This window comes from Dyella marensis (assembly GCF_900112865.1).
Classification (GTDB): domain Bacteria; phylum Pseudomonadota; class Gammaproteobacteria; order Xanthomonadales; family Rhodanobacteraceae; genus Dyella_D; species Dyella_D marensis_A.
Genome location: NZ_FONH01000037.1, coordinates 1 through 17,229 on the forward strand (window position 1 = coordinate 1; position 17,229 = coordinate 17,229).

Consider the following 17,229-nt stretch of genomic DNA (forward strand, 5'->3'; position numbering starts at 1 on the left):
GTTGGTGAAGGTCACGGGCAAAGACACGCAAACCGTCATCGACGCATTGATCAAGCACGCTCACAAGCTGCCTAGAGAGCTCTACAAATCGCTGACCTGGGATCGTGGCAAGGAAATGGCTGACCACCAGCGCTTCACGCTGGCCACGGACATCCAGGTCTACTTCTGCGACCCGCAGCATCCGTGGCAGCGGGGGTCCAACGAGAACACCAACGGGCTGCTACGCCAGTATTTCCCGAAGGGCACGGACCTGTCGGGCTACTCGCAGGCTAAACTCGATGCTGTGGCCCGGCGCTTGAACGAGCGTCCTCGACAGACGTTGAACTTCGAAACACGGCCGAACGATTCCAACAATGTGTTGCGTTGACTGACTGAAATCGCAACACAAAGTAGACATAGCTAAGCACGGTGTAACGGGAGCGAGAACTCGGCTCTGCGAAGAGTCATGAAGTCGGTAGAGCCATGTGTCTTTCCAACATGCATAGCCAGGTACTTCTGAAGAAGTGACTCAATTTTGCGGAACAGCCGACGCGCGCCCATCCTCTCCCCTTGGGTCTCATAATCCCTTGGTTGCAGGTTCGAATCCTGCTGAGCCCACCATCTGTTGCGCTCAAGGCTTTTTCTGCTTTGGCGATCCCATGCCGGTGCTCGATGGCCGGGAAGTATTGGAGTACATCGAAGCTTGGCGCAATGGACTGTGGTATGAAACGCCGGTCTCCTTGAGCGGCCTCGCGCGGTCGTTTCGATCGACGCCACGTCACTCCAGCGCGATCTATGGGAAGCGCAACATCCTGGTGTCGTGCTTCAAGCCGCACAAACTACTTAGCCGCGAAGCATTCTCGCGCTAGGCGCTGGATTTCATGGTATTCGGAAACGGCCATCTCGAGCGGCGCAAGAGTCGGGTTCGGACCACGATGGAACTGCAGCCTGCGCTGGCGAAGTACATGCGGCGAGGCGCCGACGATATGGATCGTGTACTTCCAGGTCACCGGATGGAAGGCGGAATACGAGTTCGCCAAGGGTTCGATCTTCCACTTGATGGAGCCAGATGTTCACCAAGAGGTCTATGGCGTGCCGGAATACCTACCGGCACTGTCGAGCGCGTGGCTGAATGGGGCTGGCACGTTGTTTCGCCGGAAGTACTATCTCAATGGATCGCACGCCAGCTACATCCTCTACATCACCGATGCGCTGGCCGACGAAGAACAGGTGAACGGTATCCGCGATGCGCTCAAGAACAGCAAGGGGCCGGGGAACTTCCGCAATCTCTTTATCTATGCACCGGGCGGCAAGAAGGACGGACTTCAGCTGATGCCGATCAGCGAGGTAGCAGCCAAGGACGAGTTCTTCAGCATCAAGAATGTCACGCGGGATGATGTGCCCGCCGCGCACCGTATGCCGCCACAGCTGCTCGGCCTAGTGCCGACCGGCACCACCGGATTTGGATCGGTGGTGCCAGCGGCGCAGGTGTTTGCGATCAACGAACTGCTGCCGTTGATGGCACGCTTCTACCAGATCAATGATTGGCTTGGTGAAGAAGTGGTGTCGTTCGGTGACTATGCCGTTACCAATCTCAACGGCACTGGTGCAAAGGCGGTTGACTGAATTGACTTCTGCAAATCGGCACGCCAGGCGTGTGCGACTCGAACATCAACATAGGCTAGTCAATAAACAGGTTCGATATTCGCCGTGCGTCATCGGCCGTTTCCGCAGAGATCAAATATCTTTCACCATGAAAGGGGGCATTTAGGAGTGCTGCGAGGATGGCATGCCCTTTGACTGACAATACAATTCTGCGAGGCCCCCCTGAGGCCAAAGTCATGCTTGCGAGCTTTTTTGCGTCCTCTGAATCTAGCTTAAGGATGACCTCATATATGCCAATGTTCTTGGCCTTTCCCGCGACCACAGCGACAATTCGCGCATCTTTCACCTGCGCGGATTTATCAACGCATTCTTCGGCGTTCACCGCGCTATCGGCATTTGATGCTCGCTTAAGTAACTGTCGATTTTCGTCGCCTGTGGTGTTAACGCACCCCATGGTAAATGTTAGCGGTGTTAGTTTGACTGTTACTGGCTTGGCTGGCTCATCAGCTATAGCACCATATATGGGTGCAACCATAAGCGTTAGCATACACAGTAGTCTTTTCATTTAATTTCCCTCGCCTCGTTTCTCATTTCTTGAACCTTTGTTGCCAATTCCGCCGCGTCCCAATTATTCGCGTTCTGAGATTGAGAAAGATTGCTCCAGGCTTCGTTCGGCGCTATTTGTGTGCAGGTACATCCTGGGTATCTATCTTGAAAGACAGATAGGCCGGGATAGGCTTCTGGACCGCTGCCCTGGAACTGAATGGGTGTTCTGGTTGGCTGGCCCTTGTGACACGCCATAGGATCTGTCGAGCAGTATCCTGCAACACATCGCGCATAGTCTCTCTCCGGATCTTGAGGCGCGCTTGGCCAGGCACCGGGTGTCTTTCGATCGTCTTCAGGCTTGGGCCTAGCAAAGCCTATCGGCTGCGATGGCCCTCTCGGCGCCCCGTTTCCATAGTCTCCACCAGGCCCGGGGGAAGGCCGATGCGCCGAGGGAACCCGTGCAGCTCCACCTTGCGGCCATAACCCCGTGGGGTCTAGGAACTCAAGGGGGGAGTCATATGCATAACCGAATAGTGAGATGCCTCCATTTAAGCCCGCAGGGTCGCTTTCGATGTAGCGGCCAGTGGCGCTGTCATAGGTACGATTAGCGTTCTGGTAAAGACCCGACTCCGCATCGCTATATTGCCCCGGGAAGCGCAGATTGAAGACGTAGCCGCTACTTGAAGTCGGCTGCCGTTCACCGAAGGGGTTGGCTTGGTAATTCCACTGCCATATCACGCTGCCATTGGCATCCGTGATCACGCGTGGTGTGTTCAATCCGTCCGCATGCACATAATTAACCGTACTGGCTGTGCCGGTGAAGTCCACCACCGCTACCACAAGCTCACCCAACCAGATGTAATCGCGATTTGTTGTGCCGTACTCACCAATCAGCTGATTACTTTCGTCATACGCAAAACGCTCATTGGTCGCCTGCGGTAACGTCGCACTCTTGGCGACGCGCTGTCCCGCAGCGTTGTACGTATATTGCCCCACTGTTTGGTTGTTGAGCTGCACCACGGTCAGGCGGTTGCGTCTGTTGTAGCCATACCCGTAAGTGTTGCCCGCCGCAGCGCTTCCAGTTGTGTTTCCATTGGCGTCGTAAGTACGCGCGCCATTGCCGATACCGATGAGCCAGTGGGTGCCAGTCTGGTAGTCGTAGGTGCCCGTGGCGAGACCACCAGCGACCTTGCTTAAACGATCTCCGGACTTATTGTACGTATACGCTTCGATTGCACTTCCGCTCGGAGCGTTCACCGCCGTGAGTCGGTACATGGGATCGTACGCATAAGTCTCAATGGCTGGGCTGGCGCCAGCCGTGCTACCTAGCGCAGTGATATTGCCCATCGCGTTGCGGGCGAAGTGCAGATTAAGCACCGAGCTGACCACATCGGTGAGAGCGTAGTCGGCGTCATAACTACGGGTGATGGTCTGGCCGTTGCCAAGGGTATAGCTAACTACCGGGCCGAACGGGAGATATGTGATGCCACTAACAGCCGTAATGGCTAACTTGCCAGTCGGCGTTACCGTGACGCTGTTGACCCGGCCAGCGGTATCCCTTGTGTATTGCGTCGCGGTCGCGCTCGGAGCAATGACGCTACTTAGACGGTCTCCCAATGTATAGCTGTACTGGGTCACGTCGGTCTGCGCGGACTGCATTTGGCGCTTTTGGATGACATTGCCGCGCGCGTCATAGCAAAACACAGTAGTGACAGCGCTCTCGATTACTCGGGTCGGCCGGCCAATCGGATAAGAACTGCTGCATCCAGTAATGCTATTGGCTTCATCGTAGGTATAGCTGACATTGAGCCCGCTATCGATATACGTCGTAGCTGTGCGACGATTGAGTGCATCGTAGCTTGATGCGCTGACATTGCCATTGGCGTCGGTCTTCTTGATGCGGTTGCCGGCGACGTCATAGATATAAGTGGACACACCCGTGTCCGGGCTATGCACGCCAGTGGCATTGCCCAACCCGTCGTAGTCATAGGTGGTATTGAGGCCATCCGGGTCACTCACACCCTGCAGCTCGTCGCGCGGACCATAGACGAGCACGCTTTGCGTGTTCTGCGTAGCGGCATCGAAGCCGTTGTAGTTGTCGATAGTGCTGACAAGACGGTTAAGAGCGTCATAGCCTTGCTTGCGCTGGATACCCAACGCATCGGTACTGTGCACTAGGTTGCCGTTGGCGTCGTAGCTGTCCGTGAAGCTGGCGTTGAAGACAGTGTGGTTCAACCCGTCGGTCAGTCCGGTGAGCTGCCCAAGCGCATTGTAGGTGCGCGATAGGCTCTTACGCAGCATATCGCTGCTGTCATATACCTGCTCCGCGGTCTTGTTGCCCGCTGCGTCGAGGGTGTACTGCACATAGTTACCCAGCGCGTCGGTGATACGCGTCAGGCGATGCGCGGCATCGTAGGTATAGCTGCCAGTGACGTTGTCGGGATCGGTGATCGACGCCACTGTGCCATAAGGCGTATAGGTGAAAGCCGTCGTGGCCCCGCCGATGGTGCGCGTCGCAACCCAGCCACGCGCCGTGTACGTGGTATCCGCATTGATGCCGTTTGCATCCGTCGTGCGAGTCACGCGGCCGGCACCATCGTAGGACACGATGGTTGTGACATGACCCAAGGCGTCCGTGATGGTGTGCAGATCCCCCGCCTGATAGCAGGCCGCACCGGGCGTACCGCAGTTCACCGCACTGCTGGTCAGGTAGTAGCTGTATGTCGTTGTCTGCGCGAGGTCGGTGCGTGGACCAGTGGCGCTGAGCAATAGGCCAACGATCGGGCACTGTGCGCTGTCGACGACATTGCAGTAGCTAAAGGTCCAGCGACGCACCCCCGCCGGTGCCGTTCCACTGGTCGAACAGGCATAACTGCTGGCCACGGCAGGATCGATCTCGCAGCGAGCGAGCATCTGGCCGCGAGCGTTGTAGACCCAGGCGACCTTGCCGACCACCGTGCCATTGGCATCGGCCAGGGTCTGCTGCAAGGGATTGCGTCGTGCTGTATCCCACGTGGTCGCCGTTGTCCGTTGACCCGACTGCCCCTGCAGCTCCACGGTCTGGGTCAGCAAGCCCGCCGCGTTGTACGTCGTTGCCGTGACGTTGTTGCTGAAGTCAGTGTACGAGGCCGGGTAACCGTTCGCATCGTACGTGCGCGAGGTCCACGGCTGATTGCAGGCCGCGCCGCAGGGCCGATCCGAGCCGGCCACCTTGATCACGTCATTGACCCGGGTGAAGTTCAGCTTGACGCTCAGGCCTAGCGGGTACTGCACCACTGTCGTGCCGTCAGCGTTGTAGGTTAGTTGCGAGCTTTCGACGTTGCCCGCCAAGCTCTCCGACGTGGCGCCGCCGGCGGTGTTGTAGGTCGTGGTCTCGTAGCGCACCCCTGCTTCGTCGATCACGCCTGTCAGCGCGCTGCGCAGATTGGCGCCGCCCGTCAGCGAGGATTCGTTGTAGATGTACTGCTTGGATTTGCCGTCGGGATATTGCACCGAGACTAGGTCACCACCGCTATCGTAGGTATATGTCAAGGCGCCACCATCAGGCAGCGCCACTTGATGGACACGCCCGCTACTGTCGTAGCTGAAGTTGAGCTGGCGCCCCCTGGGGTCGGTCACCGTAAGTAGTAGGCCCGTGGTAGGCGCCACGGTCGATGGCGTGGACGCCGTGCTGTAAGCCAGCGTGATCCCGGCGCCGCTTGGGTCCGTCACCGTCCGCAGCAAGCCGCTCGTATCGTAGGTTTCGGTGCGGCGCAGCGCCCCGATGAACACGGTGTAGCCTGTGGCATTGCCCTGGGCATCGTCGATCTCGGACAGGGCATCGGCCACGTCCAGATCGCCCACCCATTGCCCGTTGACCTTGTTGAAGGTTTCCTGCCGGCCATCCGGGCGGAACAGGATGGCCGTGATCGCCGGCAGCGGGCCGGTGGTCGGCGTGGTGTTGGGGTTGGACAGCTGCAGGGTGCGATCGAAACTGTGCCGCCAGTGGCTGCCGATGTTGGTGTAGATCACCGGCGCGGCGCTATTGTAGAACCGGCGCAGCGTCAGCCAGCGGGTCGCGGCGTAGTCGTTCTCCTGAGCGTACTTGTTGCCGGTCGACGCGTTGATGGGATCGAGCACCTGGGGCGAGCCTTGGCTTTCGGGGCAGGTCGGGCCAGCCCCGGGGTCATCCGAACCCTCGCCACCGTCGCAGCCGCCGCTGCCGTTGCCGATGTTCTTGCCCGGGTTGTACGTATAAGCCGTGCCTGGGATGTACTCCGGGCCGCCCTTGCATTGGTCTCCGTCCTGGTACATCAGCCCGAAGATGTTCGTCGTGGCACCATCACTTGTCGACGAGTACGTGAAATAGCAATGCGGAGGCCGGATACCCCAGTAATTCTGGAACCACTCCCACCAAGCGGCCGCCGCTTCGTCGACGGTGTAGTGGGGATCCTTATAGCCAATGAGGAACGGAGGGCCGTAGAAGGTGCTAGAACCGCTGCTGGCCGTCTGCGCGGCGAGCAGCGGTTGAGGCGAGAGGCTCAGCGCCTGGGCAGGCGCTCTCGCCGTGGAGATACTCGCCGGTGCGCTTTGCACACGCGTGGTGCTGGCTCCCGCTGCGTCGACGGCCGATACCGCCCCCAAACCCAACCAGCTGACGCCAAGCATCAGCAGCACACGTCGAATCGACTTCACTCCATCCCCCTGAGATGCGTATCCCTGTCATCGGAGCGATCCGCGCTATGTGCGAATGCCCGTGCCAATGGATGGTATCTCGACTACATGTCACGGCACGTTGTGCGTTGTTCTGTGGCCGTTTTCCTCGCAAGACATGCCAAATACCCTTCAGGAAGTGAGACTTATTCCCAAATAATGTCCCAGGGCGCCTTCATGGCCTTTAGACCAATGGCGATGAAACTGGATAGCTGACCAACGAAAGTCTCACGCCGAGCGCCCCTGCGAAGCCACCCGACTCACACGCTGCACCGGGACGTCGCCCCTCGATCCGTGCGGTTACCCCCGCCGCACCCGCGCAGCCTTTCCATGACGATTTCGACGCATCGATCCACAGATCCAGGGGTAGCTCACAGCTTGTTGCGCAAACTTTCAAACGGCGAGGTCGCAGCACCTGGCGGAGACGCAAAGTGACGCGTGCATAGCCTTCGGGTGACCTAGCGGCGCGGATCTTTCAGCGATAGGAGGCTGGCCGCGGAACCAGGTAACTCGGGTGACGGGCGCCGTTCTGCAGCCCAAACCTTTGTATCTACAAGAAATGTAGATTACCTCTCATAAGTAATGCACGGTGACCCTGAAAGTAATCGCCTCATAAGTCATTGATTTTCCTTAGTCATCGGGCTTATCTACATCACCTCTTATAGAGGTGATTAATTACCTATCAATCACTATAGAATTACTTCTCTGAGCGACTCATATATCTTTGTTTTTAAATTAAAAATCTTCAATTTCAGCCCTCGATTACCTGAATTACCTTTTTCCGAGCGACCCGCACACTTTGACGGGCTGCTCGCACATTAGGTCCGGCGGATTCGCCCTTTCCGATAGATGCTTCCGACATCGCAACGGCGACCCGTCGAAGCCTACCTGTCTCGAATTCCGCCACAGAGCATTAGATGGCCGACGAAGTAACCTATGCCCAACCAGCGCCCGGCGCGGGCAAAAGGAGGCGACGTTGAAACTGGATGCTCCGCAGGCTCTTGAAGGCCATTTCTGGCTGCCAGAGCACCCAGAAGAGGTCAGCGGGCGGCTACGCATTTCCGAGGTCGGCAAGTGCAGCTTGGAGCTGCTCGACCTGTTCTGCAGCGAGGAGGCCGTCTTTAGAGACACGCCACAAGACCTAAGGACGATCCACGGCATCGTGCAGGGTGGCCCTGTCACCCTGTATGACTGTTTCTATCTCGATCGCAACTATGGCTTCGGCACGGTCGCCGTCTCGAAGCTGCACGTCGGGAACGTCTTTCGCGGTGCGCATTTGCCACCCGAAGACCAATTGCGCGTCATCAGGCTCGAGGCTGTCATTGCGGGGCTGGACGAATGGCTACAAATCACCGGCATCGAATCGGATTTCGAGTTCGACGCTGAGCACAAAGTGCAATCGGCGTTCATCCGGTACGTGCCGCCGCCGAATATCGAGCTGAACTTGCCGGGACTACAGGTCATTTTCGAGTTCACCTGGACGGCGCCCGGGGGAAATGCACAGACCGAAGCCAGGATCACTCATCAGGCACGACTGAATGTCATACCCGTGGCTGAGGCCAGCTTCGATGACATCTGCCAGCAGTTAGCACGGCTGGTCAATTTTCTATCGTTTGCCGCCGATCAAACGCTGACGATCGACGAGCTCTACGCCTATTCTCCGGCGGCGACGAGGGAAGCCGGTCAGGAGCACAAGCCAATTCGGCTGCAAGTCTTCTACGAGAGCAGCACGCCCCCGCGCACTGTCACGGCCAAACGCGACAGCATGCTGTTCGCATATCCGGACGTCACCGGCCGTTTGGAACGTATGTTGACGAGTTGGATGACTCATCACGAAGCACTGTCACCTGCCTTCAACCTGTACTTTGCGGTGCAAGCCGGCCGACATACCTTCCTAGAAAGCGCGTTTCTCTCGATCGCTCAGGGGCTAGAGACATTGCACGATCGAACGAGCACCGAAGCCATCGAGCCTGCAGCCGTTTTTGACGCGAAAGTCGAGAGGATTCTCGCCACCTGCCCCGAGGCAGATCGGGATTGGTTGATTGACCAGTTGGCGTATGCGAACAAGCCATCATTGCGAGCCCGGCTGCGGTGCATGCTCAAGCCATTCGTGTCTCACTTTGGCAGCGCCAAGTTCCGCACAGCTCTCATCGACAAAGTCGTCGATACACGAAACTACCTCACGCATTACGATCCAGACTTGGCCACGCGATCGGCGCGGGGGCGTGAGCTACTTCCGCTAACATTCAAGCTCCAGGCGCTATTTCAGCTCCACCTACTCCTGCTTGTGGAGATCGACCAAGCGCGTATCGACAAGCTCATCGCGTCGAATCGAAAATTGCGATATCAATTGGGCCTGGACCCAGGCTAATTACGCGAGGCGTCGAAGAGCGGCCGCCGCAACGGAGGCCAGAGCAAGGTCTAGTGCCCCACCCCGAAGTCGCAGACCAATGGTTAGCATTCCCAGCACCACTCGACGGGTGGTATATCTGGTAGTACACGGAAGACATTTGCACAACCCAATCGCATATAAAACAAGAATTTATAATTCTATTATGGTGGCTGCTGGGCCCATCACTCTTCGACTCGCAAAGTTGGCGCTATGGGTCCAATCAATGATGAGGGGGACAAAACATGAGATATCTGTGCCTTTTGGCCACTATCTCTGCTCTGGTCTTTGGATCTTTCTCTGCATCTGCTTCCAAGGAAGGCATCCTCCGAATGGACACCTTCGAGCTAACCTCAGACGGAATAGGCGGGTCGGGTCCCGTGACGATCTCGGGAAAACAAGGAAACAACGGCATCTCGAAGCTCACCATCGCGGCCTTTGGAAAAAGGTTCGTGCTCAATGAGGTGCAATTGGCCGCGATCCAGGGTCTTCCCATCAATGGCCTTCAACTGTCCTACGAGGCCGGATACAAAGAACTTGGCGGTCGCACCGTATACCTTGTTCTTTCGAAGGGGTTCACATCGGGAACAGTCGGTCAGAAGTTTGTGGTCATTACAGAGAATGGAGCGATAGAGATCACTGACGAGCTCCGCTAAGTCGATTTTCGCGCTCCGGATGTCCCCAACGACGACGCGACCTGACGTTCGCTTCCGACCCCGAGCCGACTTAACCCACTGCATGAAGCAACGTTAGGAGATTTCCAAGATGCCCGATCTGCCGCCCAATGACCTGCCTCGATATCGCTTGCTCACGGGCAAGGATGACGCCGCATTCTGTCAACGCGTGTCCGACGCACTAAGCCTTGGTTACGAGCCGTACGGCTCTCCTGCGGCTACATTCAATGGGGACCATGTAGTCGTCGCGCAAGCAATACTCTGGCCCATGAAAGACGAGGGTGTCAGGTGAAGTGCATCGACACTTATGCGACATCCGCTTTCGGCCGAATCCATGTGAGATCGCGCACGAGTGGGCCGCCACTGCAAAGGCGGCTTCGGTCTTAGTATGGCCGGCATGGTGCCAGCCTGATCATCAGGAGCCTCGCGAGTGAACCGAGTTCTCGCAGTTCACGCCGATCGAAAGCCGTCTCGCCAGGCGTACCTGATCGTCCTCGGTACGCTCTGCGTGCTGGCAGCCCCTCATCTGGGCTTGCCGATGTTTCTTTATCCGATATTTGGCCTGGGGCTTTGCACAGTCATGCTGCGTTATCGGCGACTCGGCTGGGCCGATGTCGGTTTCCGTTGGCGGGCATTCGGCATCGTTCCGCTGATCGTTGGCGGTGCGCTTGGAGTGATTTACGCTGCCATCAATTACAGCGTCATCGGCCCGGCGCTGTTCCGCCTGCTGGGCGAGCGGCCCGACCTGACCGATTTCGCGTTCGTGCGCGACCACCTTTCCGGTTATGTGATCGCTCTGGTCATGGCCTGGCTGATCGGCGGCTTCTACGAAGAGTTGGTTTTTCGAGGCTTCCTGCACGACGCGTTCTTGCGTCACTTGCGGGTCTCAAGCTTTCGTCCCTTACTGGCATTTGCCCTGACGGCACTCATATTCGCTGCTTACCACTGGCAACTGGGTCGCTTCGGCGTCGCCAATGCTTTGGTGTTCGCTCTGTTCGCAGCCGCCATACGGTCCCGCTGGCCGGCCAATCTGTGGTACGTGATCAGCTTTCATGCCTGCGCCGATATGAGCGCCTTCACCTTGATGCGCCTCGGTTATCTGTAGCGGGCAGATGCAGTTGCGTCCTGAACCATAGTTTGGCCGGTGTGGCCAAACTATGAGATTCCGGAAGCAAGGTTGGGGCTCAGGGTTTCCCTAGCCCGGCAAGCTGACCACCGCCTTGAAGCCGCCGAAGATCATGCGCTTGCCATCGAAGGGGCAATCGCTGGCGGCCTCCATGCGCGGATCCTTCATGAATTTCTCCATGCCGGCGTCGCGGGTGGCCTTGTCGGGCCATTCCACCCAGGAGAACACCACGGATTCATCTTCCTTCGCCTGCACGGCGCGGCGGAAGTCGGTGACTTTGCCATCTGGCACGTCGTCACCCCAGCACTCCACCACGCGGATGGCGCCGAACTCCACGAAAATGGCATCAAAGGTGCGGGCGTGCGTGATGAACTTGTCGCGATTGGCATTGGGTACGGCGATCACGAAACCATCGATGTAGGACATGGCAGTTTCCTCAGCGGGAACGGGCGGCCGGTATGGTCGCCTTCAAGTATGCGACGAATGGGCGCGCACGGAATCGACACAGACGATCAGCCTCGACCACCGCTATCCCTCGATCAGGAAGCCCGCCGGACCAGCCCATCGATGTAGTCCTGCAGCGTGATCGTGCCGCGCTCAGATGCAGTGGGGCGTTCGAAGCCCCCATCGACGCTGACCGCGGTCATACGAGCGTACGACGCAGCCGCGGCCTCCGAGAATCCGAGCTCGCGATACTTCGCCTCCCAATGGTCGCGAGGAATGACCTCCACGGCGACCGGCTTGCCGATTGCCGCAGAAAAAGCTGCAGCGACATCGTTTGTGGAATAGCGCTCGGGCCCTTCGACATAATGAATGCCGGATTCGCCGCGCTGCCCGGTAAGCAGCCAGGCCGCGGCCCGGCCCAGATCCTCCGGCGCGACCATCGGAATGGCCAGGTCGGCCGGGAGCATCGATTCAAGGCGGCCTTCCTTGATGACCATCGGCAACGATGCATCCCAGTTGCTCATGTAGTACGCGGCGCGGATCACGTTGGCCGGGATCGGTTGACTGCGCAGGCCTTGCTCGAAGCCGTAGAGCACGCTCAGGTCGCCAATACGCTCGCCGGGCTGCGCACCCATGGTCGATTCGGCCACTACCTGCTCCAGGCCGGAGCCGTCCAATGCCTCCAGGATCGCGGCGACGCTGCGCTTTTCCTGGGCATCCGTGTCGGTCGACGTATCGGCCGGAGGATTGAGCAGGAATGCGCGCTTGCCTTTGCGAAAGACATCGCGCAGTGCAGCCGGATCGAAGACATCCGCGACCGCCAATTTGGCGCCGCGCTGTTCCCAATGGTGGCGTTGGCTGTCGTCGCGCGAGACGACCGTAACCGGCTCGCCCATCTCGATCAGCCGCCTCGCCGCAGCCGATCCAACGTGCCCCGTGCCGCCAAGAACGATATGCATGCGGGCTGCTCCGTTTTGCCGCGGAACACGCTAGCGTCGCCGGCGTTTCCGCTCCGTCAAAACAGGCCACGTCCATTGGCGCGGTGCGCGCCGTCCTCATGAGTGTCATTGAAGAACCGGCGCGAGTTGATCCTCGCGCCGGTCACGTGCATCAGCCTCGACCAGTGTCACTTCACACAGGCGGTCGACGGCGCCCCATGATCAGCGAAATGATGAGCAACACAACGAACACCACGAAAAGTACCTTGGCGATGCTCGCGGCCAACCCGGCAACACCAAAGAAGCCAAAGAAACCCGCGATCAACGCGATGACCAGGAATATAAGTGCGTAGTAAAGCATGGCGCTTCCTCCACAGGCTGTCAGGCCTTCGATGTCTATCGAGTGGCGCACCCATTGCACGGTGCGGCGTGGTGTTTTAGGGATAGAACTGCATCGATGAGGTTCGTGTGAATCGGCGCGGTGCTTACGGTGATTCATTCACGTATGTCGGATGTTCGTCGATGGTGGAAAATGACGGGTTCGTTATGCGGATTGACGCCCGGTTTCGCCCTCTCATAACATCGCCCGACGGAGCTGAGATCCACTTAGGGAAGAGGGATATGAAGGCGTTCATCGGCGCACGGCTGCACAACCTCAACAGCGCCCTGCTGCTGGTCACGCTGGCCCTTTCCATCATTGCCCCATTCGAGACGCTGCTTGTCTCTTATGCCGTGCTGGGGCCGCTTCATTACCTGACCGAAATTTCTATGCCGTGACCGCCATGATGCCTAGATCTTGTATAGAAGCAGAGCGGCAACAGTGCATTCAGGCCCACCCTTAGAGCACTGTTACCACCGCAGTCCGCTTTAGACCCTCATACAGCTCAAAAGTACGGCCACTTTTCAAGCGCTGTTGCGGGCCCAGTGGCATCAAAAAGTGAGCCATTGCCTCATGTGTCTGTCCTTGTGTCGCGAGCGCTGGATCGAACTCTAAAACAATACTCCAAGCCTCACGAGGCCACTGGGCAATATCCTCATCAAATTTAGCAACAGTTGAGTATCTACCATTCTTTGGTATGGCCGGTTTTTTTTCTTCCGCCCACTGAACCATGACTTTCACTAGCTCGCTCATATCCGATCTCTCACAAAATAGAGTTTTCACCAACTGATGCGGGCTCCCTCTAACTGATCAAGTTCACCGTAACGTGCAGGGCCGATACCATCGAGGCGATCCCATCTTATAAGCTTATCCGCCTGGGCTCGAGGCAGGCGAACCCTAAGAATTGTCGAATTCCCCGCGCCGTTGAGTGTCTCTCCCCACTGGGCTGCGTGCTCGTAACTTTCGGCGAAGAACTTCCCACCCAAGGAATTTGGACCAGCTGCAAATCTACCAGTGGCCTGAATCCCTTGAAGCTCCGCAGCTGATACCGCCCGAAAAAGAGACACGGTCCGTGCGGCTTGAACGGACTCGCATACCAATCTCACTGAGTTCGATGCAAGTGATGCTCCCCTAACAACACCACCACCTGCCAGAAATTCGAACGGCGTAAGAATCGGCTCAATAGAATCATCGCCAGGCGGATTCTTACGATAGGGATTGGAGCCCAACAGCATTGGGAGAATCATAGCGCGAGCAATATCCCTCTCGCTGTTCCAACGCCCCCAATCCTCATGTCCAGTACCGGCCACCTGCAATCCGAGTGGATCGACGTAGGCAAGCGGATTGCTTGCTACAGCCGCATAGGTACTAAAACCACCATTTAGTCCTATTGGATCACTCTGGACATAGCGTCCGACGGCCGGGGCATAGGTCCGATTGACGTTCTCATGCATTCCCGTTTCAGCATCGTAGTATTGCCCGGGAAATCTGAGATTGAGCATATAACCGGTCAGCGAGGCCGGCTGCCTCTCACCGAAGGCATTGCCCTGATAAGACCATTGCCATTGAACTACTCCGGCATCGTTCCTAACGGCTCGAGGCGTCCCCAATCCATCCGCAAGCACATAGTTTGTCTTGGCCGTAGCCCCCGTGCCATCGACAACCGCCACCGGCAGATCATCTACCCAGATGTAGTCACGATTCGTCGTGCCGTACTCACTTAACAGCTGACTGCCTTCGCCATACACAAACCGCTGATTCACCACCTGCGGAAGCGTCACGGACTTAGCCACGCGCTGCCCCATGGCGTTGTAGCTGTACTGGGCCACGGTCTGGCCATTCCGCTGCACCACCGTCATCCGGTTGCGCCCGTTGTAGCCATAGCCAAACGCGTCGCTACCTGTCGAGGTCCCGCTGGTATTGCCATTGGCATCGTAGGTGCGCGCGCTGCTGCCGATACTGGTCAGCCAATGCGTTCCGCTCTGGTATCCGTAGGCACCGGTGGCGAGACCAGTGGCGGCTTTGCTCAGGCGGTCGCCGGTCTTGTTATAGGTATAAGCCTCGACGGCCGTGCCGGTGGCATCGTTGAGGGAGGTCAGGCGATACAGCGCATCGTAACGATACGTTTCCGTCGCCGGATTGGCTCCCGCCGCATTACCAAGCGCCGTGATATTGCCCATCACGTCCCTGGCGAAATGCAGGTTGAGCGACTCACTCACCAAGTCAGTCAATGCATAGTTCGCGTCGTACGTGCGCGTAACCGGCCTGCTGAAGCCGGGCTGCCCCAGCATGTAGCTCGCGACAGGTCCGAGCGGCATGTAGTTGATCGAGTCGACGATCGTCCATGTCGTGCCAGCGGTGGTCACCGCTACCGACTGCACCCGTCCGGTGAGATCTCGCCGGTAAGCGACGACCGCGCCACTGGGATACGTCAGTGTCGCCAGGCGATCGGCGAGGGTGTAGGTATAAGCCACCACATCCGTCTGCGTGCCCTGCGTCTGACTCTTGCGCGACACGTTGCCGCGAACGTCGTAGCAGTAGATCGTGGTGACGTTGGCCTCCAGCACTCGAGTCAGGCGACCGATGGGATACGAGCCCGTACAACCCGTCACGCTATCGGGCTCGTCATAGAACCAGGCCACATTGTCAGTGGACGAAGGGTAGGTCGCCGAGGTGCGTCGATTCAGTACATCGAAGGCCTGCGTGACCTGGATGCCACGCGCGTCGGTCACCGAAATCGGATTGCCGGCCTTGTCGACGATCGCACTGGAATTGCCCGTATCAGGACTATGCAACCCGACCTGATCGCCAAACGCATTGTGGTCATAGAGCGTGTTTAGCGAATCCGGATCGCCGACGCCCGCCACCCGGTCGAGCGCGTCGTACTGATACACGGTCTGGGCATTCCGCGTCGCCTGATCGCTGCCATTCAGATCTTCGGTCACACCCACCAAACGGTTCAGCGTGTCGTAGCCGCGCTGGAGCTGGACATTCAGGCCATCGACCGCATGCACCAGATTGCCATTGGCGTCGTAGCTGTCCGCATAGGCGGCACTCATGACGCTGCGACCATAACCGTCCAGCACGCCCGTCAACTGTCCCAAGGCATTGTAGGTGCGGGTCAGGGACCGCTTGACGGTGGCATCGCTGGATGTGGTTACTTCTTCCTTGATGCGATTTCCCGCGGCATCCAGGGTGAAGTTGAGGTATTCGCTGTTGCTGTTGCGGATCTGCAGCAGGCGGTGAGCTGGGTCGTATCCGTAGCTGATCGAAGCGTTATCCGGATAGGTCACCTGAGTAACGCTTCCGTCGTTCCTGTAAGTCCAACTGGTGACAGCATCGTTCGACGAGGCGGAGCCATTGGCGTTCGCACGTACCGTTCGAGAACTCAGCCACCCGCGCGGATAGTAGGTCAGGTCGGTAATGACGCCATTGGGGTCGACGGTGCGCGTAGGCCGCCCGTTCTTGTCATAGGCGGCAAATGTGATGACCTGGCCGAGCGCGTTCGTCACCGACTTGAGGTCGCCGTGCTGCCACTGCGTGCCGTCGGTGAGGTAGTACTGATAGGTCGTCGTCTGCGTGACATCGGTACGCGGGCCGGTCGCGGTGAGCATCAAGCCGACCAGGGGGCACTGCACCGCATCGACGGCCGTGCAATAGGTGTAGGTCGAGCGGCGCACGCCATCCGGGGCCGTCCCTGTATTCGAGCAGGTATAGCCCGCCGCGGACGGCGCCTGCGGGTCGATCTCGCAATAGGCCAGCACCTGACCCAGGGCGTTATAGGCCCACCCGGTAGAGGCGACCGCGTGGCCCTGGCTGTCCAGCACGGTCCGGCTCAACGGGCGGCGGATCTGCTTGTCCCATACCGTGGTAGTCGTGCGCTGTTCGGTCGTGCCCACCGCTTCAATGGTCTGCAGCAGCAGGCCATACTCATCGTAGGTGACCTGGGTCGTTACGCCCTTGAAATCGACATACGTCGCCGGGAAGCCACGGCTGTCGTAGGTGCGACTCTTCCAATGCTGCCCGCAATCCGGAGCGCACGGGGCGTCCATGGAGCTGACGCGCACCAACCCGGCAACCGACGACATGCCGATCTTGACCGTATTGCCCAACGGATAAGTGACGGAAGCGGAGCCGTCGGCGTTATAGGCAATCTTGGTGGCGCCCACGCCGCCGACGAAGGTGGACGAGGTCGCCCGGCCCGCGTTGTCGTAGGTGATGCTCTCGTAGCGCGCGCCGTTCTCGTCCTGGATGCCGGTCATCGCGTTGGGCAGGCTGGTTTGCCCGATGTAGGCAGCCTCGTTGAAGCCATAGAGACGATAACGAGCGTCGGGATACGTCACCTGGGCGATATTGCTGCTGGCGGAGACGTAGTAGTAGTAGAGCGATTTATTGTCCGGCAGCGTGATGGAGTTCAGGCGCGCGGAGCTGTCGTAGAAGAACGTCAGCTTCCTGCC

12 protein-coding genes and 2 pseudogenes are annotated in these 17,229 nt (G+C 58.4%); 7 read left to right on the forward strand and 7 right to left on the reverse strand.

What is annotated here, in order from left to right; all coding sequences use genetic code 11:
• Positions 1-375, forward strand: a pseudogene (locus BM172_RS21580) (IS30 family transposase); the annotation flags it as partial.
• A 263-nt stretch (positions 376-638) separates the two neighbouring features.
• Positions 639-1,605: pseudogene (locus BM172_RS21585) on the forward strand (phage portal protein).
• 55 nt (positions 1,606-1,660) lie between these two features.
• On the opposite strand, the gene BM172_RS22360 reads toward BM172_RS21585, so the two are convergent.
• On the reverse strand, positions 1,661-2,149 hold the full coding sequence (locus BM172_RS22360; RefSeq protein ID WP_143096577.1) for a hypothetical protein: 489 nt from the start codon (positions 2,147-2,149) through the stop codon (positions 1,661-1,663).
• Positions 2,146-6,777 carry an RHS repeat-associated core domain-containing protein gene (locus BM172_RS21590; RefSeq protein ID WP_051548311.1) on the reverse strand — a complete coding sequence of 1,544 codons (4,632 nt, stop codon included), beginning with the start codon at positions 6,775-6,777 and terminating at the stop codon, positions 2,146-2,148. The genes BM172_RS22360 and BM172_RS21590 overlap by 4 nt, the downstream gene beginning before the upstream one ends.
• 1,021 nt (positions 6,778-7,798) lie before the next feature.
• On the opposite strand from BM172_RS21590, the gene BM172_RS21595 reads away from it, so the two are divergent.
• The 4 genes from BM172_RS21595 to BM172_RS21610 all read left to right on the forward strand — a co-directional run bounded on the left by BM172_RS21595 (position 7,799) and on the right by BM172_RS21610 (position 10,990).
• Positions 7,799-9,193: an ApeA N-terminal domain 1-containing protein gene (locus tag BM172_RS21595; protein WP_026633422.1), complete on the forward strand. Its 1,395-nt coding sequence runs from the start codon at positions 7,799-7,801 to the stop codon at positions 9,191-9,193.
• Between the two features lie 350 nt (positions 9,194-9,543).
• Positions 9,544-9,867, forward strand: a complete 324-nt coding sequence (locus BM172_RS21600; RefSeq protein WP_026633423.1) for a hypothetical protein — start codon at positions 9,544-9,546, stop codon at positions 9,865-9,867.
• 109 nt (positions 9,868-9,976) lie between these two features.
• Complete coding sequence (locus BM172_RS21605) at positions 9,977-10,177, forward strand: DUF1737 domain-containing protein (protein ID WP_081804998.1); 201 nt, start codon at positions 9,977-9,979, stop codon at positions 10,175-10,177.
• 138 nt (positions 10,178-10,315) lie between these two features.
• On the forward strand, positions 10,316-10,990 hold the full coding sequence (locus BM172_RS21610) for a CPBP family intramembrane glutamic endopeptidase (RefSeq protein ID WP_026633424.1): 675 nt from the start codon (positions 10,316-10,318) through the stop codon (positions 10,988-10,990).
• A gap of 90 nt (positions 10,991-11,080) precedes the next feature.
• Here BM172_RS21610 and BM172_RS21615 read toward each other — a convergent pair whose 3' ends face one another.
• The 3 genes from BM172_RS21615 to BM172_RS21625 form a co-directional block, all read right to left on the reverse strand.
• Entirely contained in the window at positions 11,081-11,437 is a 357-nt protein-coding gene (locus BM172_RS21615; protein WP_026633425.1) for a DUF1428 domain-containing protein, read from the reverse strand.
• A gap of 113 nt (positions 11,438-11,550) precedes the next feature.
• Entirely contained in the window at positions 11,551-12,414 is an 864-nt protein-coding gene (locus BM172_RS21620) for an NmrA family NAD(P)-binding protein (RefSeq protein WP_026633426.1), read from the reverse strand.
• A 172-nt stretch (positions 12,415-12,586) separates the two neighbouring features.
• Complete coding sequence (locus BM172_RS21625; RefSeq protein ID WP_026633427.1) at positions 12,587-12,754, reverse strand: DUF1328 family protein; 168 nt, start codon at positions 12,752-12,754, stop codon at positions 12,587-12,589.
• Between the two features lie 260 nt (positions 12,755-13,014).
• On the opposite strand from BM172_RS21625, the gene BM172_RS22640 reads away from it, so the two are divergent.
• Positions 13,015-13,170, forward strand: coding sequence for a hypothetical protein (locus BM172_RS22640; RefSeq protein WP_155964683.1), 156 nt, complete (start codon positions 13,015-13,017; stop codon positions 13,168-13,170).
• Between the two features lie 61 nt (positions 13,171-13,231).
• Here the strand turns inward: BM172_RS22640 and BM172_RS22365 are convergent, their stop codons facing one another.
• Together BM172_RS22365 and BM172_RS21635 are read right to left on the reverse strand one after the other, a co-directional pair.
• Positions 13,232-13,525 (reverse strand): hypothetical protein, encoded by a 294-nt coding sequence (locus BM172_RS22365; protein ID WP_143096579.1) that lies wholly within the window; start codon positions 13,523-13,525, stop codon positions 13,232-13,234.
• A 26-nt stretch (positions 13,526-13,551) separates the two neighbouring features.
• Positions 13,552-17,229: RHS repeat-associated core domain-containing protein (locus tag BM172_RS21635; RefSeq protein ID WP_051548312.1), on the reverse strand; the 3,678-nt coding region annotated here is incomplete at its 5' end.